We start from the raw sequence: 24420 nt of genomic DNA, 5'->3' as shown, positions 1-24420 counted from the left end.
GACGAACGCGCCCAGCTGCAGCGCTTCACCGTCACCGAGACCGCTCCGCTGGCGCAGGCCAGGTGCATCCACCACCTGTTCGAAGACCAGGTGCGACGCACGCCCGATGCCATCGCAGTGCTCGCCGACACCGTCGAACTCAGCTACGCCGCGCTCGAAGCGCGCGCCAACCAACTAGCCCATCGCCTGTGCACACTGGGCGTCGCAGCGGAACACCGCGTCGCCCTGTACCTGCCGCGCGGCATCGAGCAGGTCGTGGCGCTATTGGCCACGCTCAAGGCCGGCGCCGCCTACCTGCCGCTGGACCCGGACCTGCCCGACGAACGCCTGGCCTTCCTGCTCACCGACAGCCGCCCGCGCGTGGTGCTGACCTGTGGCGAACTGCACGAGCGACTCCAGTCCATCGGCAGCGCCATGCAAAGCATCAGCGTGCTGACCCTGGATACGGACGCACACACTGATCTTGACGATCCTGGCGCACCGAGCGTGCCCGGCCTGTGCCCGGACAACCTGGCCTATGTGATCTACACCTCCGGCTCCACCGGCCAGCCCAAGGGCACGTTGCTCACTCACGCCGGTGCCACGCATTACCTGCAATGGGCCATCGCCACCTATCGTCCATTACCGAGCGCGGTGGTGTCTTCCTCGCTGGCCTTCGATGCAACGCTGACCAGTCTGCTCGCACCGCTGCTGTGTGGTGCCCGGGTCGAACTGCTGCCAGAGCACGACACGCTCGAGGCTCTACGCCAGCGCTTGTGCGATCCGTCCCCGCTGGGCCTGGTCAAACTCACTCCGGCCCACCTGGAAGTGCTCGGCCAGCAGCTAGCCGACCATCAGCAGCCGCTCAGTCCTGCGGTGATGGTGATCGGTGGCGAAGCCTTGCCCGCAGCGACTCTTGCGCGCTGGCAGGCGCTGGCGCCCCAGACCCGCCTGATCAACGAATACGGCCCCACCGAGACCGTGGTCGGCTGCGCGGTGCACGCCACCACCGCCGACGATGCCCTGGCCCCGAGCGGCCGCGTGCCGATTGGCCGACCGATCGATCATCTACGGCTCTATGTCCTGGATGCGCACGGTCAGCTGGCACCGATCGGCGTCGCCGGCCACCTGCATATCGCCGGCCCGCAGCTCGCCCGCGGCTACCTCGGCCGCCCCGACCTGACCGCCGAACGCTTCGTCCCCGATCCGTTCGCAGAACAGCCCGGCCAGCGCATGTACCGCAGCGGCGATGTGGCCTGCTGGCGTACCGACGGCACGCTGGACTTCCTCGGCCGCAACGACGACCAGGTCAAGCTGCGCGGCTTCCGTATCGAACTGGGCGAAATCGCTGCCGCGCTGCGCGCCTGCCCCGGCGTGCACGACGCCGCCGTGCTGCTGCGCGAGGACACCCCCGGCCAGCCGCGCCTGGTCGCCTATCTGGTCGGCGACGCCACCGGCTCGAGCGCCGACGCCTTGCGCACGCAACTGGCCACGCGCCTGCCCGACGTCATGCTGCCTACCGCCTATGTGCATGTAGACGCACTGCCGCTAACGGCCAATGGCAAGCTGGATCGCCGCGCCCTGCCAACGCCGGATGGCGATGCGCTGGCCACTCAGGCTTACCTCGCCCCGGACGGAGAGCGCGAAATCCTGCTCGCAGCGGTGTGGAGCGAAGTGCTCAATATCGACCGGGTCGGCCGCCACGACAGTTTCTTCGCCCTCGGTGGCCATTCGTTGTTGGCGATCAGCCTGATCGAGCGCCTGCGCCGGCACGGCTGGCAGCTGGAAGTGCGTGCGTTGTTCAACTCGCCCACCCTGGCCGGCCTGGCCAGCACCCTCACCTGCGGCGCGACGGTCAGCATCCCGCCCAACCCGATCTTGCCCGGCTGCACCCACATCACCCCCGAGTTGTTGCCGCTGGTCCACTTCACCCAGAGCCAGATCGACGCGGTCGTCGCCACCGTGGCAGGTGGCGCGGCCAACGTGCAGGACATCTATCCGCTGGCGCCGCTGCAGGAAGGCCTGCTGTTCCATCATCTGGCCAGCCCCGAGGGCGATGCCTACCTCAACATCAGTGTGTTGTCCTTCGACACCCGCACGCGCCTGGATGCCTTTGTCACCGCGCTGGAGGCGGTGATCGCCCGCCACGACATCCTGCGCACCGGCTTTGCCTGGCAAGGCTTGCCCACACCGGTCCAAGTCGTCTGGCGCCATGCCACGCTGCCGCTGCACATGCTGGTCATCGATGCGCCGGACGTGCTGGCCGAATTGCGCCTGCGCATGGACCCGAGCACCTTCCGCCTGGATGTCAGCCAGGCGCCGCTGATCCACGCCCATGTCGTGGAAGATCCCGCGCACGGGCGCTGGCTGCTGGGCCTGCACAACCATCATCTGATGATGGATCACACCACGTTGGAACTGCTGATCGAGGAGGTGCAGGCGCATCTGGATGGACAGCAGGCGCGCTTGCCCGAACCGCTGCCGTTCCGCAATTTTGTCGCCCAGGCCCGCCTGGGCGTGAGCGAAGACGAACACCGCGCCTTCTTCACCCAGCAGCTGGGCGATCTGGAAACCCCCACCGCGCCGTTCGGCCTGTGGGAGGTGCACGGCACCGGCGCGGATATCGAACAGGCGCTGCAGCCGCTGCCTGAGGCTTTGGCCGCCGGTGTGCGCCGGCAAGCTCGCCGGCTCAATGTCAGCCCCTCCAGCCTGTTCCACCTGGCCTGCGCGCTGGTGTTGGCCCAGACCAGCGGCCAGGACGATGTGGTGTTCGGCACCACCTTGTTCGGACGCATGCAGGGCGGCAGCGGTGCAGATCGCGTCTTGGGCATGTTCCTCAATACGCTCCCCATCCGCCTGCAACGCGACGGACGCGGCGTGGCCGATGCGGTGCGCCAGACCCAGCAGCAGCTCGCCCAATTGCTCCATCACGAACACGCGCCGCTGGCCCTGGCCCAGCGCTGCAGTGGCATCGCGCCGCCCGCACCGCTGTTCACCGCCCTGCTCAACTATCGTCATGTCGGCGGTAACGCGGGGCAGACGCCAAGCCAGAGCGCGCACGATTGGCACGGCATGGAGATGCTGGACGGGCTGGATCGCAACAACTACCCGCTGACGCTGTCCATCGATGACATCGCCGCAAGCGCAGGCTTTGCGGTGGAGGTCAAGGTGGAGCGCCGGATCGGTACCGGGCGGGTCGTCGCGCTGATGCTGCAGACCGTGCAGGCGCTGGTCCAGGCGCTGGAAGATGCGCCAGACACCGCCTTGCATGCTTTGCACCTGCTGCCGGCCGAGGAACGCGCCCAGCTGCAGCGTTTCACCAGCACCGAGACCGTGCCACTGGCGGAGGCCGCGTGCATCCATCACCTGTTTGAAGACCAGGTACGGCGTACGCCCGATGCCATCGCGCTGCGCTGCGACACCGTCGAACTCAGCTACGCCGTCCTAGAAGCGCGGGCCAATCAGCTGGCCCATCGTCTGCGCACCTTGGGCGTTGGAGCGGAGAGCCGCGTCGCGCTGTATCTGCCACGCGGGATCGATCAGGTCGTGGCCCTGCTCGCGGTCCTCAAGGCCGGCGCCGCCTATCTGCCGCTGGACCCGGAACTCCCCAGCGAACGCCTGGCCTTCCTGCTCGCCGACAGCCGTCCGCGTGCGGTGCTGACCTGCAGCGAGCTGCAGGATCGCCTGCCCGCCAGCCGCGCCATGCTGCGGGTCAGCGTGCTGACCCTGGACACCGACGCACACAGCGATCTTGAAGACCCCGGCGCACCGAGCGTCCCCGGCTTGTGCGCGGACCATCTGGCCTATGTGATCTATACCTCCGGCTCCACCGGACAACCCAAGGGCACCCTGCTCACCCACGCTGGCGCTGCGCATTACCTGCAATGGGCGATCGATACCTATCGTCCGTTCCCCAGCGCGGTGGTGTCTTCCTCGCTGGCGTTCGATGCCACCCTGACCAGCCTGCTCGCCCCACTGCTGTGCGGTGCACGGGTCGAACTGCTGCCCGAGCACGCCACCCTCGATGCCTTGCGTCAGCGCCTGTGCGATCCCACCCCGCTGGGCTTGGTCAAACTCACCCCGGCCCATCTGGAAGTGCTCGGCCAGCAGTTGGCCGAGCATCAAGGCCAGCTCAGCCCAGCGGTGATGGTCATCGGCGGCGAAGCCTTGCCTGCGGCCACCCTCGCCCGCTGGCAGACCCTCGCACCACACACGCGGCTGATCAACGAATACGGCCCTACCGAAACCGTGGTCGGCTGCGTGGTGCACGACACCACCCGCGAAGATGCATTGGACCCCAGCGGCAGGGTGCCGATTGGTCAGCCCATCGCGCATCTGCGGATCCACGTGCTCGATGCGCACGCTCAGCTGGCACCGATTGGTGTCACTGGGCACCTGCATATCGCTGGGCCACAGCTGGCACGCGGCTATCTGGGCCGCCCCGATCTGACTGCCGAACGCTTCATCCCCGATCCGTTCGCCGAACAGCCCGGCCAGCGCATGTATCGCAGCGGTGATCTTGCCTGCTGGCGTGCCGATGGCGCGCTGGACTATCTCGGCCGCAACGACGATCAGGTCAAGCTGCGCGGCTTCCGCATCGAGCTGGGCGAAATCGCCGCCGCCCTGCGCGCCTGTGCCGGCGTGGACGATGCGGCCGTGCTGTTGCGCGAAGACACCCCCGGCGAGCCACGCCTGGTGGCCTATCTGGTCGGCGACGCCGAGCAGCTCAGCGCCGACACGCTGCGCACCCAGCTGGCCACGCGCCTGCCCGAGGTGATGCTGCCGACTGCGTATGTGCACGTGGACGCACTGCCACTCACCGCCAACGGCAAACTGGACCGCCGTGCCCTGCCCGCGCCGGATCAAACCGGGTTGGGCAACGCAGCCCATCAACCTCCGCAGGGCCAGCTCGAACAGATGCTTGCACAGCTGTGGAGCGATCTGCTCGGGGTCGAACAGGTCGGCCGCCACGACAGTTTCTTCGCCCTGGGCGGGCACTCGCTGCTGGGCGTCAAACTGATCGAGCGCCTGCGCCTGCTCGGCTGGCAGTTGGAAGTGCGCGCTCTGTTCAGCACCCCGACCCTGATCGGCCTGGCCCAGACGCTCAAGACCGCCTCCATGGTCAGCGTCCCGGCCAATCCGATCACCGCCGCCTGCACCCATATCACCCCGGACCTGTTGCCGCTGGTGGCGCTCACCCAGGCCGAAATCGACAGCATCGTCCAGACGCTGGAAGGCGGCGCCAGCAACATTCAGGACATCTACCCGCTAGCGCCGTTGCAGCATGGACTGCTGTACCACCACGTGGCTGAGCCTGTCGATGACATCTATCTGAGCAGCACCGTGATTGCCTTCGACGCGTGTGACAAGCGCGACCGCTTTATCGATGCGCTCGATCAGGTCATCGCACGCCACGACATCCTGCGCACTGCGGTGTTCTGGGAAGGGCTGCGTACGCCGGTCCAGGTGGTCCGCCGGCATGCGCCATTGCCGGTGCAGCGCCATCGATTGGCCGGCAGCGATGTGGCCAGGCAATTGCAAGCGCGTCTGCACACTCAGTACCGCCGCATCGACCTGCGCCAGGCGCCGTTGCTGCGCGCGCATCTGGCCGATGAGGCCGAACGCGGATCCTGGCTACTGGGCCTGCAATATCATCACCTGGTGATGGACCACACCACGCTGGAACTGGTGGTCGAAGAAGTGCAAGCGCATCTGGATGCGCGCCAGCACCTCTTGCCCGAGCCGCTGCCGTTCCGCGACTTCGTCGCCCAGGCCTGCCTGGGGGTGAGCGAAGAGGAGCATCGCGCCTTCTTTACCCAGATGCTGGGCGAGGTCACAGAGCCGACCGTGCCGTTCGGCGTGAGCCAGGTCGAAAGCCCGCTACAGGACGTCAATCTGGCCTTGCCCGACGCATTGGCCAGCACGCTACGGCAACAGGCACGCCGTCTGGGAGTCAGCACTGCCAGCCTGTTCCACCTAGGGTTCGCGCTGCTGCTGGCACAGACCAGCGGCCGCGATGACGTGGTATTTGGCACCGTGTTGTTCGGCCGCTTGCACGCCTCGGCCGGCGCTGACCGGGTGCTGGGCATGTTCCTCAACACCTTGCCGCTGCGCTTGCGGCGCGACCATACCAGCGTTGAGCAGGCGGTTGTGCAGACCCAACGTCTGCTGGCCCAGCTGCTGCATCACGAGCACGCATTGCTGGCCCAGGCCCAGCGCTGCAGCGGGATCCAGGCACCGGCGCCGCTGTTCGCTGCCTTGTTCAACTATCGCTACCGGGGTGGTGGCAACGTGCTTGCCGAGGACCAAGCGCGCAGCGAGGCGATCTGGCAAGGCATCGATACCTTGCACTTGCGCGAACGCACCCACTATCCGTTATCGCTGGCGATCAACGACGATCACGATAGCGGCGGGTTCTCGGTCGATGTGCAGGCGAGCCAGGGGCTGGATCCGAACGCACTGGCGCAGACCATGGCCGAGATCCTGCAGCAGCTGGCACACGCCTTGGCCGTGGCGCCGAACCGGCCATTGCATGCGCTGACCCGCCTGGGCCAGGCCGAGCGGACGCAGGTGCTGGAGGAGTTCAACGCCACCGAGGCCGTCGTGCTGGCCGAAGGCGGGGTCCATCAGCGGTTTGAACAACAGGTCCGGCAGACGCCGAGTGCCGTGGCCGTTGTGGACCAACACTGCACGCTCAGCTACGCCGAGCTGGACCGCCAGGCCAACCGGCTGGCGCATCACCTGCGCACCCTGGGCGCGGCACCGGGCAGCAGGATCGCGGTCGCGCTGGAGCGCTCTGCAGATCTGATCGTGGCCGAGCTGGCGATCCTTAAATGTGGCGCGGCGTATGTGCCGCTGGACATCGAACATCCCGCCCAACGCATGCGCCGGATCCTGGATGAGTGCGGTGCGCTGCTGGTGATCAGCCACTCGACAAGGGATCTCCCCAACGGCAACGCCGTGCGCGTTGACATGGACTGCCTGGACGTCGAAGGCCCCACCGACGCACCGTCGCTGCTCATCTGGCCCGACAGCGCCGCCTATGTGATGTACACGTCCGGATCGACCGGTACGCCCAAGGGCGTGGTGATTGCGCACCGGGCCATCCTCAACTTTGCATGCCAACCCGGCGCGGCCAGGATCCTGGCCACCGACCGGGTCGCCTTCGCCTCCAATCCGGCCTTCGACTCGGCCACCCTGGAGGTGTGGAGCAGCTTGCTCAACGGCGCGACGATCGTGATCGTGCCGCCGGCGGTGCTGCGCGATCCGCAGGCACTGTGCACGCAGATCGCTGACCTGCGTATCTCGGTACTGATCCTGGTTGCCGGTGTGCTGCGCGCCTATGCGCCGATGTTGAGCGGCCGCCTGGCCAGCCTGCGCCTGCTGATCACCGGCGGCGACCTGGCGGATCCCTACAGCCATGCGTTGATGCTGCAGGCGCCCGGCCCGGACGTGCTGCTACAGACCTATGGCCCGACCGAGGCCACTCAGTTTGTGACCGCGCTGGCCCTGCACAGCGCTCCTGACCCACGCCAGCCGGTACCGATTGGCCGGCCGCTGGCCAATAGCCGCCTGTTGGTCCTGGACCGCTTTGGCCAGCCGGCGCCGATCGGCGTCCAAGGCGCGCTCCACATTGGCGGCGCCCAGCTGGCCCTGGGCTATCTGGGCCGCCCCGACCTGACCGCAGCCAGCTTTGTCCCCGACCCGTTCGCCAAGCAGCCTGGCCAGCGCATGTACCGGACCGGCGACCTGGCGCGTTGGCGCGCCGACGCCAGCCTGGACTTCCTCGGCCGGCAAGACGAGCAGGTCAAGATCCGCGGGTTCCGCATCGAACTGGGCGAGGTCGTCGCCGCACTGCGCGCCTGTGCCGGCGTGCGCGATGCGGTGGTGGTACTCGATCAGGACAGCGGCGGCCACAAACGGCTGCTGGCCTATGTCGTTGGCGATACCGAGGTCTGCCAGGCACTGCCTGCCCAACTGGGGACATCGCTGCCGGACTACATGCTGCCGGCCGCCTACGTGCAGCTGGATGGCTTGCCGCTGACCGCCAACGGCAAGCTGGATCGGCGTGCGCTGCCGGCACCGGATCGCCACGACTTCGACACCCGGGCCTATGAACCGCCGCGGCAGGGGCTGGAACAGCGCCTGGCACCGCTCTGGACCGAGTTGCTCGGCGTTGCGCAACTCGGCCGCCACGACGACTTCTTCGCCCTGGGCGGACACTCGCTGCTGGCGGTGCAACTGATCGGAAGAATTCGCGCGCAGTTGGGTCTGGACGTGTCCTTGGCCATGCTGTTCGCGCATCCGCGCCTGGCCGATCTGGCTCAGGCCTTGGACGGCACCGCTGCGGCGATCCTGGCACCGATCGTGCCGGTCCCGCGCACCGGTCCGCTGCCGCTGTCCTTTGCCCAGCAACGCCTGTGGTTCCTGGGCCGCCTGGATACCGATGCCGATCTGGCCTATCTGATGCCGATGGCGCTGCGTTTGCGCGGTGCCCTGCACGCCGCTGCGTTGGGCAGTGCGCTGGATCGCATCGTGGCCCGCCACGAAATCCTGCGGACCCACGTGGCGCTGGACGATGACATACCGTCCCAGCGCATCGCGCCGCCGCAGATCGGCTTTGCCCTGGACTGCGTGGACCTGAGTCACGCATCGGAGCCGCAGATCCAGGTCAGGCGTCATATCGAACTGGAAACCAGCACGCCCTTCCCCGCCGAACGACCGCTGGCCCGGGGCCGCCTGCTGCGCCTGGCCGCCGACGACCATGTCCTGCTCATCACCCTGCACCATCTGGTCTGCGATGGTTGGTCGATGGGCATATTGGTCCAGGAACTGGCGGCGCTGTATGGCGCATGCGTTGAGCAACGCCCGGATCCGCTGCCACCGCTGTCGCTGCAATACGCCGACATCGCCGCATGGCAACGGGATTGGATCAGGGGTGATGTGCTGCAACGCCAGCGCGACTTCTGGGTCGAGCACCTGCACGGCGCCCCGACCCTGCTGGATCTGCCAATCGACCATCCACGCCCGCCCCGGCAGGATTACCGAGGCGATGCCCTGGATGTGGTCCTGGATGCGGATCTGACTGACGCCTTGAAGGCGTGCTGCCAGCGCCACGGCACCACCGTCTTCATGGCCTTGATCGCGGCCTGGGGGGTGCTGTTGTCGCGCCTGTCCGGTCAGCAGCAGGTGGTCATCGGCACCCCGGTGGCCAACCGCCACCGCAGCGAGTTTGAACCGTTGATCGGCTTGTTTGCCAACACCCAGGCCCTGCGCATCGACCTGCGTGGCAACCCGTCGGTTGCCGAGCTGTTGGCCCAGGTCCGCAGCACAGCCTTGGCCGCCCAGGAGCACCAGGATCTGCCGTTCGAGCAGGTCATCGAAGCGCTCAACCCGACCCGCAGCCTGGCCCATCATCCGGTCTTCCAGGCGATGTTCACCTGGCAGAACACGCCAAGCGGCGACATCGCGCTACCAGGCCTGGTCGCCGAAAGCATCGATGCGGTGCTGCCGACGATCAAGTTCGATCTCGACCTGTCCCTACGCGAGCACGATGGCCGCATCCTCGGCAGCCTGGGCTATGCCTGCAGTCTGTTTGAACGCCGCACCATCGAGCGCCATCTGGCTCAGTTCGTCCTGCTGCTGCGCGGTCTGCTCGACGCTGACCGTGTGCGCGTGGCCCAGCTGCCCCTGCTGCCAGCGGCAGAGCGCCAGATCGTGTTGGACCAGGTGCACCACGACCTGGCGACACCGCCGGACGCGCCCTACGTGCATCGTCTGTTCGAAGCGCAGGTGCAGCGCACACCGCTGAACATCGCCCTGCAGTGCGAAGCGGACACGCTCGGCTACGCCGCGCTGGACGCGCGCGCCAACCAGCTCGCGCATCACTTGATCGATCTGGGTGTGACACCCGAGGACCGCGTGGCGGTGTGCCTGCCGCGTGGGATCGACCTGGTCGTGGCGCTGCTGGCCACGCTCAAGGCCGGTGCCGCCTATCTGCCGCTGGACCCGGCCTATCCGCCCGCGCGTCTGCAGGACATGCTGGTCGACGCGCAGCCCCGCGTCCTGCTCGCCCACCAGCGCACGGCGGCGCCACTGACCCTACAGACTGACCTGACCAACGTTCTGCTGGACAGCGACGCGGCCACGTGGACCGATGCGCCCACGCAGGCGCCGACGGTTGCGGCCTTGTCGCCCCAGCATCCGGCCTATGTGATCTACACCTCCGGCTCGACCGGCCGGCCCAAGGGGGTGGTGATAAGCCACGGTGCGCTGATGCATTTCCTGGCCGCACTGCAGGCGCAACTGCCGCTGTCGCCCGAGGACCGTCTGCTGGCGGTGACCACGGTCTGCTTCGATATTGCCGGCCTGGAACTGTTCGCCCCCTTGGTCAATGGCGCCTGCGTGCTCATCGCCGGCGAGCAGACGATCCAGGACCCGTCCGACTGGGTGCAACGACTGGAGCAGCACGCCGTCTCGGTGCTGCAAGCCACCCCGGCCTTCTGGCAGATGCTGCTGGATGCTGGCTGGCACAGCCGGCCGGGGCTGCGCATGCTGTGCGGCGGCGAGGCCTTGAGCCAGGATCTGGCCCAGCGCCTGCGTGCCGGCGGCGGTCAGCTATGGAATTTGTATGGCCCGACCGAGGCCACCATCTGGGCCAGCCTGCACCCGGTACTGGGCGATGAACCCGGCAGTGTCGTACCGCTCGGCCGACCGCTGGCCGAGACCCGCATGCGCCTGCTCGATGCGCATGCGCAGCTGGTTCCATTGGGCGCACGCGGCGAGCTCTTCATCGCTGGCCCGCAGCTGGCACGCGGCTATCTGGGTCGCCCGGATCTGACCGCCGAACGCTTCCTCCCTGATCCGTTTGCCGCCCAACCCGGCCAGCGCATGTACAAGACCGGCGACCTGGCGCGCTGGCGTGCCGATGGCGTGCTGGACTTCCTCGGTCGCAACGATGACCAGGTCAAGCTGCGTGGCTTCCGCATCGAGCTTGGAGAGATCGCCGCCGCGCTGCGCGCCTGCGATGACGTCCGCGAAGCAGTGGTCGTCATCCGCCAGGACCATCCCGGCGACACACGCCTGGTCGCCTACGTGGTCGGCGACGCTGATGCCCTCGGCCCTGATCGCTTGCGCCATCAGCTGGCCCTGCGCCTGCCCGACTACATGGTCCCGGCGGCGTATGTGCCACTGGAGGCCCTGCCGCTGACCGCCAACGGCAAGCTCGATCGCAACGCACTGCCCGCACCGGATCATCAGGCACTGGAGACCGAGGCGTATGAGGCGCCACGACCCGGATTGGAACAGCGTCTGGCCGTGCTATGGGCCGAGCTGCTCGGCGTCGAGCGCGTAGGACGCAACGACAGTTTCTTCGCCTTGGGCGGACATTCCCTGCTGGCTACACAGCTGAGCGGCCGGGTGCGCGCCGCGTTGGGACGCGAGGTGCCGCTTGCGACCTTGTTTGACCAACCACGGCTGAGCGCATTCGCGCAGGCGGTCGCCCAGGCGACATCCAGCGTATTGCCACCGATCATGCCGGTGCCACGCACCAGCCAGCTGCCGCTGTCCTTCGCTCAGCAGCGGCTGTGGTTTCTGGACCAGCTCGACGCCGGTGCCAGCGCCGCTTATCTGATGCCCACCGCTGTGCGGCTGCTGGGCGCGCTGAATCGCGAGGCGTTGTGCGCGGCACTGGATCGCCTTGTGGCCCGCCATGAAGCGCTGCGGACCCACGTTGGGTTTGACGGTGACATGCTTGAACAACGCATCGCCTCAGCGCAGATCGGCTTCGCCCTGGAGATCATCGCATCGGTCGATGGCGCCGATCCCGAGCGCGTCATTGCGCACCATGCCGCATTGGAAGCGAGTCTGCCTTTTGATCTGACCCGTGGACCCTTGTTGCGCGGCCGCCTGGTCTGCCTGGGCGCAGACGATCATGTGGTGTTTGTCACCTTGCACCATCTGATTTGCGATGGTTGGTCGATGCGCCAACTGATCGCCGAGCTGCGCACGCTTTACAGCGCATTCTCGCAAGGATTGGCCGACCCGCTGCCCGCGCTGCCGATCCAGTACGCCGACTACGCGGTGTGGCAGCGTTGCTGGATCACCGACCAAACGCTGCAGCGTCAGCGCCAGTTCTGGGTCAATCACCTGCAAGGCGCTCCGACGCTGCTGGACCTGCCCACCGACCGGCCTCGCCCTGCCACGCAGGACTACTGTGGCGACACGCTGGAATTCGCGCTGGATGCCTCACTGAGCGAGGCCTTGAGGGCCATGAGCCTGGATCATGGCACCACGCTCTTCATGACCATGCTGGCCGCCTGGGCCAGCGTACTGGCGCGCTGGTCCAATCAATCGAGCGTGGTCATCGGCACGCCCATCGCCAACCGCCCACGTAGCGAACTGGAACCGCTGATTGGCCTGTTCGCCAACACCCAGGCCTTGCATGTCGATGTGGGCAACAACCCCACCGTCGCCGAGTTGTTGGCCCAGGTTCGCAGGACCGCCCTGGCCGCCCAGGAGCATCAAGACCTGCCCTTCGAGCAGGTGATCGAGGCGCTCAATCCTCCGCGCAACCTCGGCCATCATCCTTTGTTCCAGGTGATGCTGACCTGGGATGCGCAGCGCGCCATGGATCTATCCTGGCCGCACTTGCAGACCCAGGACATCCACCAGGCCAGTGCGACGATCAAGTTTGATCTGCACTTGTCGCTGCAAGAAACCGATGCAGGCATCTGCGGCGGCCTGAGCTATGCCACCGCGCTGTTCGACCGGGCCACCATGGCCCGTCAGCTGGAGCAGTTCGTCACCTTGCTGCACGGCATGGTCGCCGAACAGAGCATCCGTGTCGGCGCACTGCCGCTATTGCCGGCTAGCGAACGCGCGCAGCTGCAAACGTTCAACGCCACCGATGCCGAGCTCGATGGCAGCGGCTATCTGCATCGCGCCATCGAAGCGCAGGCCCGGCGCACGCCGCAGGCCATTGCCTTGGTCGAAGAAAACATCGCGCTCAGTTACGCCGAGCTGGATATGCGCGCCAACCAGCTGGCGCATCACTTGATCGATCTGGGTGTGACACCCGAGGACCGTGTGGCGGTGTGTCTGCCACGCGGGATCGATCTGGTCGTGGCCCTGCTGGCGGTGCTCAAGGCCGGCGCTGCGTACCTGCCGCTGGATAGCGATGTGCCAGCGGCGCGCCTGGACGGCATGCTCGCCGACGCACGTCCCGGGTTGCTGATTGCCCATCGCGAGACCGCCGCAGTGTTGGCCAAACGCGATGATCTGCACACCGTGCTGTTGGACGCCGAACCGGTTGCGTGGGCCTCAGCTCCCACCCATGCTCCAAAGGTCACGGCGTTGCATCCGCAGCACCCGGCTTACGTCATCTACACCTCCGGCTCCACCGGACAGCCCAAGGGCGTAGTCAACACCCATGCCGGCATCGACAACCGCCTGCAGTGGATGCAGCAGGCATTGCAACTGCTGCCCGAGCAGACCGTGTTGCAGAAAACCCCGGTCGGCTTCGACGTCTCGGTGTGGGAACTGTTCTGGCCGCTGCGCGTGGGCGCACGTCTGGTCCTGGCTCAGCCTGGTGGCCACAAAGACCCGACCTATCTGATCAACCTGATCGAGCAGGCCGGCGTCGACACCGTGCACTTTGTGCCCTCGATGCTGCGGGTGTTCCTGGATGCCTTGTCCGATCAGCGTTGCCTCACTCTGAAACGCATCATCTGCAGCGGCGAAGCCTTGCCTGCGGATCTGGCCCAGGCAGTCCGCGAGCGCCTGCCACAGGTCCGCCTGTACAACCTCTACGGCCCAACCGAAGCGGCGGTGGATGTCAGCATCTGGGAATGCACCGATGCGGATACCAGCAGCGTGCCCATCGGCCGACCCATCGCCAATACCCGCCTGCACGTGCTCGATGCCCATCGCGCACTGGCCCCCATCGGCGTGGCCGGCGAACTGCAGATTGCCGGCGTGCAGCTGGCACGCGGCTATCTGGGCCGACCCGACCTGACCGCCGAACGCTTCGTCCCCGATCCGTTCGCAGAGCAACCCGGCCAGCGCATGTATCGCACGGGCGACCTTGCATGCTGGCGCGCGAACGGCGCGCTGGACTATCTCGGCCGCAACGACGATCAGGTCAAGCTGCGCGGCTTCCGCATCGAGCTGGGCGAAATCGCCGCCGCCCTGCGCGCCTGCGCCTGCGTGGATGACGCGGCCGTGCTGCTGCGCGAAGACACTCCCGGCGCGCCGCGCCTGGTCGCCTATCTGATCGGCGATGCCGAGCAGCTCAGCGCCGACACGCTGCGCACCCAGCTCGCCACGCGCCTGCCCGAGGTGATGCTGCCGACTGCGTATGTGATCCTGGAAACACTGCCACTCACCGCCAACGGCAAACTGGATCGCCGTGCCCTGCCCGCGCCGGACGCCGATGCGCTGGCTGTGCAGGTCTATGTCGCGCCCGAAGGTGAGCGCGAAATCCTGCTCGCGTCGCTGTGGAGCGAGCTGCTCGACGTCGAACAGATCGGCCGCCACGACAGCTTCTTTGCTCTCGGTGGCCACTCGCTGATGGCGATCAGCTTGATCGAGCGCCTGCGCCGGCACGGCTGGCAGCTGGAAGTGCGTGCGTTGTTCAACTCGCCCACCCTGGCCGGCCTGGCCAGCACGCTCACCCCCGCCGCCACGGTCAGCATCCCGCCTAACCGCATCTGGCCCGGCTGCACCGACATCACCCCCGCGCTGCTGCCGCTGGTCCAGCTCACCCAGCGCCAGATCGACGCGGCCGTGGCCACCGTCGAAGGTGGCGCAGCCAACGTGCAGGACATCTACCCACTGGCAGCGCTGCAGGAAGGACTGCTGTTCCATCATCTGGCCAGCTCCGAAGGCGATGCCTACCTCAACATCAGCGTGCTGGCCTTCGACACGCGCAACCATCTGGATGCGTTCGTCGCCGCGCTGGAAGCGGTGATCGCCCGCCACGATATCCTGCGCACCAGCTTCGCCTGGCAAGGCCTGCCCACGCCGGTCCAGGTCGTCTGGCGCCAAGCCCGGCTGCCGCTGCAGGTGCTGACCATCGATGCGCCGGACGTACTGGCCGAATTGCGACTGCGCATGGACTCCAGCACCTACCGCATGGATGTCAGCCAAGCGCCGCTGATCCACGCCCATCTGGTTGAAGATCCCCGGCAGCAGTGCTGGCTGCTCGGCCTGCAGACCCATCATCTGGTCATCGACCATACGACCCTGGAGCTGCTGGTCGCCGAAGTGCAGGCACATCTGGACCGGCGGCAGGACCAACTCCCCGAGCCGCTGCCGTTCCGCAACTTCGTCGCCCAGGCCCGGTTGGGTGTGAGTGAAGACCAACACCGCGCCTTCTTCACCCAGCAGCTAAGCGATTTTGATAGCACCGCCGCCCCGTTCGGGCTACAGGATGCGCATGGCAACGGCACAGGCATCGAGCAAGCCAACACGGCGCTGCCCGCAGCGCTGTGCAAGGCCTTGCGCTTGCGCGCACGCCGACTCGATGTCAGCCCGGCCAGCCTGTTCCACCTGGCCTATGCACTGGTGTTGGCTCAGGCCAGCGGCCAGAGCGATGTGGTGTTCGGCACCGCTTTGTTTGGCCGCATGCACGCCGGCAGCGGCGCCGACCGCGTGCTGGGCATGTTCCTCAATACCCTGCCCATCCGCTTGCAACGCGACGGTCGCGGCGTGGCCGACGCGGTGCGCCAGACCCAGCAGCAGCTCGCCCAGCTGCTCCACCACGAACACGCGTCACTGGCGCTGGCCCAGCGCTGCAGCGGTATCGCTGCGCCGACACCGCTGTTCAGCACACTCATCAATTACCGTTATGCCGGCGGCAGCGCGGTGCAGGCGCCCATCGAAACAGCGCAATCATGGCCGGACCTGCAGGCCTTGGTCTTGCAAGAACGCACCCACTATCCGTTGACACTCTCGATCGATGACATCGCTGCCGACGGTGGCTTCGCGCTGGAGGTTCAGGCGGACCAGCGGATCGGCGCCGAGCGCGTGGCGGCGATGCTGCTGCAGGCCGTGCAGGTCATGCTCCAGGCACTGGAGCAGTCGCCGGATACCGCGCTGCATGCCTTGGATCTGCTGCCCATCGACGAACGCGCGCAGCTGCAAACGTTCAACGCCACCGATGCCGAGCTGGATGGCAGCGGCTATCTGCATCGCGCCATCGAAGCGCAGGCCCGGCGCACGCCGCAGGCCATTGCCTTGGTCGAAGAAAACATCGCGCTCAGTTACGCCGAGCTGGATATGCGTGCCAACCAGCTCGCACATCACTTGATCGATCTGGGTGTGACACCCGAGGACCGTGTGGCGGTGTGTCTGCCACGCGGGATCGATCTGGTCGTGGCCCTGCTCGCTGTGCTCAAGGCCGGCGCTGCATACCTGCCGCTGGATAGCGATGTGCCAGCGGCGCGCCTGGACGGCATGCTCGCCGACGCACGTCCTGGGTTGCTGATTGCCCATCGCGAGACCGCCGCAGTGTTGGCCAAACGCGATGATCTGCACACCGTGCTGTTGGACGCCGAACCGGCTGCGTGGGCCTCAGCTCCCACCCATGCTCCAAAGGTCACGGCGTTGCACCCGCAGCACCCGGCTTACGTCATCTACACCTCCGGTTCCACCGGACAGCCCAAGGGCGTAGTCAACACCCATGCCGGCATCGACAACCGCCTGCAGTGGATGCAGCAGGCATTGCAACTGCTGCCCGAGCAGACCGTGTTGCAGAAAACCCCGGTCGGCTTCGACGTCTCGGTGTGGGAACTGTTCTGGCCGCTGCGCGTGGGCGCACGTCTGGTCCTGGCTCAGCCTGGTGGCCACAAAGACCCGACCTACCTGATCAACCTGATCGAGCAGGCCGGCGTCGACACCGTGCACTTTGTGCCCTCGATGCTGCGGGTGTTTATGGACGCCTTGCCGCACGGAGCGTGCCTCACTCTGAAACGCATCATCTGCAGCGGCGAAGCCTTGCCTGCGGATCTGGCCCTGGCAGTCCGCGAGCGCCTGCCACAGGTCCGCCTGTACAACCTCTACGGCCCAACCGAAGCGGCGGTGGATGTCAGCATCTGGGAATGCACCGATGCTGATCGCAGCAGCGTGCCCATCGGCCGACCCATCGCCAATACCCGCCTGCACGTGCTCGATGCCCATCGCACACTGGCCCCCATCGGCGTGGCCGGCGAACTGCAGATTGCCGGCGTGCAGCTGGCACGCGGCTATCTGGGCCGTCCCGATCTGACCGCCGAACGCTTCGTCCCCGATCCGTTCGCAGAGCAACCCGGCCAGCGCATGTATCGCACGGGCGACCTTGCATGCTGGCGCGCGAACGGCGCGCTGGACTATCTCGGCCGCAACGACGATCAGGTCAAGCTGCGCGGATTCCGCATCGAGCTGGGCGAAATCGCCGCCGCGCTGCGCGCCTGCGCCGGCGTGGATGACGCGGCCGTGCTGCTGCGCGAAGACACCCCCGGCGAGCCTCGCCTGGTCGCCTATCTGGTCGGTGATACCGAGCAGCTCAGCGCCGACACGCTGCGCACCCAGCTGGCCACGCGCCTGCCCGAGGTGATGCTGCCGACCGCGTATGTGATCCTGGAAACACTGCCACTCACCGCCAACGGCAAGCTGGATCGCCGTGCCCTGCCCGCGCCGGACGCCGATGCGCTGGCTGTGCAGGCCTACACGCCGCCGCAAGGTGCGCTGGAACAGACCCTGGCACAGCTGTGGCGCGAGCTGCTCGGGGTCGAACAGGTCGGCCGCCACGACAGCTTCTTCGCGCTGGGCGGTCACTCGTTGCTGGGCGTGCGCCTGATCTCGCGCATCCGCAGCACGCTCGGCCTGGAACTGCCGCTGGCCGCGCTATTCGCCCAACCACGCCTGTCTGAGTTGGCTCAGGCGTTGGACACCACCGCCGCCAGCACCTTGCCGGCGATCGTGCCGGCAGACCGCAGCGCATCGCTGCCGCTGTCCTTTGCCCAGCAGCGCCTGTGGTTCCTGGATCAACTCGACGACCGTGCCAGCTTGGCCTACCTGATGCCCGGTGGCGTGGATCTGCACGGCGTCCTCGATCTGCCCGCGCTACAGCAGGCGCTGGACCGCATCGTCGCCCGTCACGAAGCGCTGCGCACCAGTTTCGTCTCCATCGACGACGGCGCTACGCAGATCATCGCAGCGCCGGACATCGGCTTTGCGTTGCAATGTGTCGATCTGCGCCAGGCAGCAGATCCACATGCAGATGCTCAACGCCATGCCGAACTTGAGACCAGCACGCCTTTCGATCTAACAACTGGCCCGCTGATTCGCGGCCGCCTGCTGCGCCTGGCCGAGCACGAACATCGCCTGCTGGTCACGATGCATCACATCGTCACCGATGGCTGGTCCATGGGCCTGCTGGTGCGCGAACTCAGCACCCTGTATGCCGCCTTCGCCTTGGGCCAGCCCGATCCGTTGCCGCCGCTGCCGATCCAATACGCCGACTACGCCCTGTGGCAGCGTCGCTGGCTCGAAGGCCCGCTGCTGCAGCGTCAGCTCAGCTTCTGGCGCGAACACCTGCACGGCGCTCCGGCGCTGCTGGAACTGCCCACCGATCGCCCGCGTCCTGCGCTGCAGGACTACCGCGGCGACAGCATCGAGATCGCCCTCGATGCCGAACTCACCAGCGCATTGCGCGCCTTGAGTCAACGTCATGGCAGCACCGTCTTTATGACGGTATTGGCCGCCTGGTCAGTGCTGCTGTCACGCCTGTCTGGACAGGATGAAGTCGTGATCGGCGCGCCTGTCGCCAACCGCACCCGCAGCGAACTCGAAGCGCTGATCGGCTTCTTCGTCAACGCCCAGGCGCTGCGGATCGATCTGCGCGCCAACCCGTCGGTCGCGGAGCTGTTGAGCCAAGTCCGTGCCACTGCATTGGCTGCGCAGGACCATCAAGACCTGCCCTTCGAGCAAGTCATCGAAGCACTCAATCCCACCCGCAGTTTGTCCGCCCAACCGGTGTTCCAGGTCGTGCTGACCTGGCAGAACGTGCCCGATGCCGAGCTGAGCTTGCCGGGGATCGCACTGCAGCCGTTCCAGTCGCCATCGGCCGATGCCAAGTTCGATCTGGAGCTGTTCCTGGGCGAAGTTGGAGACCGCATCGTCGGTAGCCTGAGCTATGCCAGCGCGCTGTTTGACCACGGCACCATCGAGCGCCATCTGGCCCAGTTCGTCCAGCTGCTGGCCGGCATGGCCGCCGATGAGCAGCTGCCCATCGCGCAGCTGCCGCTGCTGCCTGTCGACGAACGCACCCAGCTGCAGCGCTTCACCAGCACCGAGACTGCGCCACTGGCGCAAGCGGCGTGCATCCATCACCTGTTTGAAGCGCAGGTACGGCGCACGCCCGATGCCATCGCCTTGCAGGAAGCAGATGTTCAACTCAGCTACGCCGTCCTCGAAGCGCGGGCCAATCAGCTGGCCCATCGTCTGCGCACCTTGGGCGTTGGACCGGAGAGCCGCGTCGCGCTGTATCTGCCGCGCGGCATCGACCAGGTCGTGGCCCTGCTCGCGGTCCTCAAGGCCGGCGCGGCCTATCTGCCGCTGGACCCGGAACTGCCCGACGAACGCCTTGCTTTCCTGCTGGAAGACAGCCGCCCGCGCGCAGTGCTGACCTGCACCGAACTGCAGGATCGCCTGCCCGCCAGCCGCGCCATGCTGCGGGTCAGCGTGCTGACCCTGGACACGGACATGGATGTAGGTGCGGACGATCCCGGCGCACCGAGCGTCCCCGGCTTGTGCGCGGACCATCTTGCCTATGTGATCTATACCTCCGGCTCCACCGGCCAGCCCAAGGGCACGTTGCTCACTCACGCTGGCGCTGCGCATTACCTGCAATGGGCCATCGCAACCTATCGACCGTTCCCCAGCGCGGTGGTGTCTTCCTCGCTGGCCTTCGATGCCACGCTGACCAGCCTGCTCGCCCCACTGCTGTGCGGTGCACGGGTCGAACTGCTGCCCGAGCACGACACCTTGGACGCCTTGCGTCAGCGCCTGTGCGATCCGACCCCGCTGGGCCTGGTCAAACTCACTCCAGCCCATCTGGAAGTGCTCGGCCAACAGCTGGCTGAGCATGAAGGACCGCTCAGCCCGGCAGTGATGGTGATCGGCGGCGAAGCCCTGCCTGCGGCCACCCTCGCCCGCTGGCAAACGCTCGCACCACACACGCGGCTGATCAACGAATACGGCCCTACCGAAACCGTGGTCGGCTGCGTGGTGCACGACACCACGCGCGAGGATGCACTGGACCCCAGTGGCCGCGTGCCGATTGGCAAACCGATTGCGCATCTGCGCATCCACGTGCTCGACGCGCACGGTCAGCTGGCACCGATCGGCGTGGCCGGTCACCTGCATATCGCCGGACCGCAGCTGGCACGCGGCTATCTAGGCCGACCGGATCTGACTGCCGAACGCTTCATCCCCGATCCGTTCGCCGACCAGCCCGGCCAGCGCATGTATCGCACGGGTGACCTTGCATGCTGGCGCGCGAACGGCGCGCTGGACTATCTGGGCCGCAACGACGATCAGGTCAAGCTGCGCGGCTTCCGCATCGAGCTGGGCGAAATCGCCGCCGCGCTGCGCGCCTGCGCCGGCGTGGATGACGCGGCCGTGCTGCTGCGCGAAGACACCCCCGGCGAGCCGCGCCTGGTCGCCTATCTGGTCGGCGACGCCGAGCAGCTCAGCGCCGACACGCTGCGCACCCAGCTGGCCACGCGCCTGCCCGAGGTGATGCTGCCGACTGCGTATGTGCACGTGGACGCACTGCCACTCACCGCCAACGGCAAACTGGACCGCCGTGCCCTGCCCGCGCCGGACGCCGATGCGCTGGCCGTGCAGGCCTATACACCGCCGCAAGGTGCGCTGGAACAGACCCTGGCACAGCTGTGGCGCGAGCTGCTCGGGGTCGAGCAGGTCGGCCGCCACGACAGCTTCTTTGCCCTTGGCGGTCACTCGTTGCTGGGCGTGCGCCTGATCTCGCGCATCCGCAGCACCCTCGGCCTGGAACTGCCGCTGGCTGCGCTGTTCGCCCAGCCGCGCCTGGCTGAGCTGGCCCAGGTCCTGGGAGAGGCGAGCGCCACCGCTCTGCCACCGATCCTGCCGATGCCGCGCACCGCACCGATGCCGCTGTCCTTCGCCCAGCAGCGCCTGTGGTTCCTGAACCAACTCGATCCGCGGACCGGCGCGACCTACATCATGCACCGCGGCGTGCGCCTGAGTGGCAACTTGCACGTCCAGGCGCTGACCCGTGCGCTGGATCGCATCGTGGCGCGTCACGAAACCTTGCGCACCCACTTCGCCAGCGTGGACGACATCCCGGTGCAGATCATCGCCGCACCGTGCGAACTGGCCTTGCAACGGATCGACCTGAGCAGCGACCCGGCACCGGAAAGCGCCGCCCGCCTGCACGCCCGCAGCGAAGCCAGCACCGGCTTCGACCTCGCCAACGGTCCGTTGGTCAGAGGCCGACTGCTGCGCCTGGCCGAGGACGCGCATGTGCTGCTGCTGAGCATGCATCACATCGTCTCCGACGGCTGGTCCATCGGCGTCGTGATCGAGGAGCTCGGCGCGCTGTACGCGGCCTTCGTCGGCGATGCCCCCGATCCGCTGCCGCCGCTGCCGATCCAGTACGCCGACTACGCCGCCTGGCAACATCGCTGGATCGACAGCCAACTGCAGCAAAAGCAGCTGGATTTCTGGCGCACGCACCTGCGCGATGCGCCAGCCTTGCTGGAGCTGCCCACCGATCGGCCGCGCCCGCCGCTGCAAGACACCAGCGGCGACGATGTGGAACTGATCCTGGACGAACACCTGAGCATGCGTCTGCACGCACTGGCCGTGCAGCACGGCGTCACCCTCTTCGGTCTGTTGCTGGCTGCATGGGCAGCGCTGTTGGCCCGCTACAGCGGGCAGACCGATCTGGTCATCGGCACACCGTCCGCAGGCCGTAATCGCAGCGAACTGGAACCGTTGATCGGCTTCTTCGTCAACACCTTGCCGTTGCGCATCGACTTGTCCGCTCGACCGACGTTCCTGGAATTGCTGGACCAGGTCCAGACCAGGCTGCTTGCCGCACAAGCCCACCAGGATCTGCCGTTCGAACGCATCATCGAAGCGGTGCGGCCGGTCCGCAGCCTGGCGCATACGCCGCTGTGCCAGACGATGTTTTCCGCCGACACCACGCCTGCCGGCGCACTGGATCTTCCGGACCTGCACCTGAGCGCTTACCCGAGCGAACATTGCGTCGCCCAGTTCGACCTCTCGCTGGACATGCAGATCGCCCCCTCGCGGATCGGCGGCGTGCTGCGCTACGCCACCGCGCTGTTCGATCGCAGCACCATGCAAGGGTATTTGCACAACTACGCGCGTCTGCTGGCGGCCTTGGCCGATGCGCCGACGCTGGCGGTGGACCGGCAGCCGTTGCTGGATGCGGCCGGATGGCGCGCGTTGCAGCAATGCAATGGCACGGTACGCGCATTGTCGCCGCCGACCACCATCCACACCGCGTTCCAGGCCCAGGCCCGCAGCACGCCCGATGCCATCGCCGTCATCGACGGCGCCCACAGCCTGCGCTATGCCGAACTGGACGCGCATAGCGACCGCATCGCCATGCTCCTGCGCGCAGCCGGCGTGCGCAGTGGCGATTGTGTGGTCACCCTGCTGCCGCGCAGTGCGGAGCTGGTGGCCGCACAGCTGGGCATCCTCAAGGCAGGCGCGGCCTATGTGCCGCTGGATCCAGCTCAACCTGCAGCCAGACATGCCCAGTTGGCCGGGAATTGCCAGGCCCGCGCCATCGTGCACGCGGCTGGGGAAGCACCGCCATGGAGCGCAGCGCCTTGCGTGGACATCACCCTGGACGGGCCACTGACCGCAGCATTTACAGCGCCGCTGCTGCCCACCGCCGCACCGGCGTATGTGATGTACACCTCTGGTTCGAGCGGCACACCCAAGGGCGTGCTTGTGCCGCATCAGGCGGTGCTCAATCTGGTGCGCGACCCGGACTACGCCCGCTGGCAGGCCGACGACCGCTTCGCCTTCGCCTCAAACCCGGCCTTTGACTCCAGCACGCTGGAAGTGTGGGCACCGTTGTTGAGCGGTGGCAGTGTGGTGGTGGTGCCGCAGGAGGTCATACTTGACCCAAGCGTGCTGTCCCAGTTCGTCCGCACCCATGCCATCAGCGTGCTGATCCTGGTCGCCGGTGTGCTGCGCGCTTACGCAACCGAGCTGGCGCGCGAGCTACCGACGCTGCGCTATCTGATCACCGGTGGCGACATCGCCGACCCGCAGGCGCTGGCCACGCTGCTGCGCGATACCCCGCCACAGACGCTGCTGCAGACCTACGGCCCTACCGAGACCACGCAGTTCGTCACTGCCGTTGCGGTCACCGAGGTGCCGGCCGATGGCCGACGCATTCCGATCGGCAAGCCGATCGGTAACCTGCGTGTGCATGTCCTCGATCAACATCGTCAAGCGTTGCCTGTCGGGATGCAGGGCGAACTGCATATCGCCGGCCTTGGCGTGGCACTGGGTTATCTGCGAAAGCCCGCATTGACTGCCGAGCATTTCGTACCCGATCCCTTCAGCGGGGAACCGGGAGCGCGCATGTACCGGACCGGCGATCTGGGCCGCTGGCGCGCCGACGGCCTGCTCGAGTGCCTGGGCAGACGCGATGCGCAGAGCAAGATTCGCGGTTTCCGGTTGGAACCCGGCGAGATCGAGGCGGCGCTGCACACCCATCCGCAGGTCGACCAGGCGGTGGTGCGGGTGCGCGAGGACACGGCCGGACAACGCCGTCTTGTCGCCTATGTGATCGGCGCGCAAAGCGATGACATGACGGCGCACGACCCGGACGAACTGCGCCGCCATCTGGCCACCACGCTGCCCGACTACATGCTGCCCGACGCCTACGTGAGCCTGCAGGCCTGGCCGCTCACCGCCAACGGCAAGGTGGACCTGCGTGCGCTGCCCGCGCCCGACGACACCCAGCGGGGGATTGCCGAGGCGGATCCCGCCCAGGGCGCAACCGAATGCGCATTGGCGGAGATCTGGTGCGAATTGCTTGGCGTCGGCACGGTCAACCGGCACGACAATTTCTTCGATATCGGCGGACATTCGTTGTTGGCGGTGCAACTGGCCACCCGCATCCAGGCCCGGCTCGGACGCCAGCTGCCGCTGTCGCGGCTGTTCGCCGAGCCGACGCTCGCGCGCATGGCGGCGGCGCTGGCCGACAGTGCCGCCGCGTCCAGCGCCCCGATCGCCGCGCTGGTGGACCGGAGCCGCTATTACGAATGATCTGGCTCGTTGCAAGTCCAACGCACAAAGCTGGCGCGCCGCGGATCCACGGCATCCACTTGCCCAGCATGCTCATGCATCAGGCAAGTGGATGTCACG

Annotated in this window: 1 protein-coding gene; it reads left to right on the top strand. The window is 67.1% G+C overall.

The features are described from left to right. Positions 1–15 precede the first annotated feature (15 nt). Positions 16–24321, top strand: coding sequence for a non-ribosomal peptide synthase/polyketide synthase (locus tag GGR62_RS19995; RefSeq protein ID WP_260306324.1), 24306 nt, complete (start codon positions 16–18; stop codon positions 24319–24321). Positions 24322–24420 lie beyond the last annotated feature (99 nt).

This window comes from Xanthomonas sp. 3075 (assembly GCF_014197275.1).
GTDB classification, from domain to species: Bacteria; Pseudomonadota; Gammaproteobacteria; order Xanthomonadales; family Xanthomonadaceae; genus Xanthomonas; species Xanthomonas campestris_B.
The sequence above is the reverse complement of the archived record's forward strand: the minus strand, read 5'-3'. Positions and strand labels throughout refer to the sequence as shown.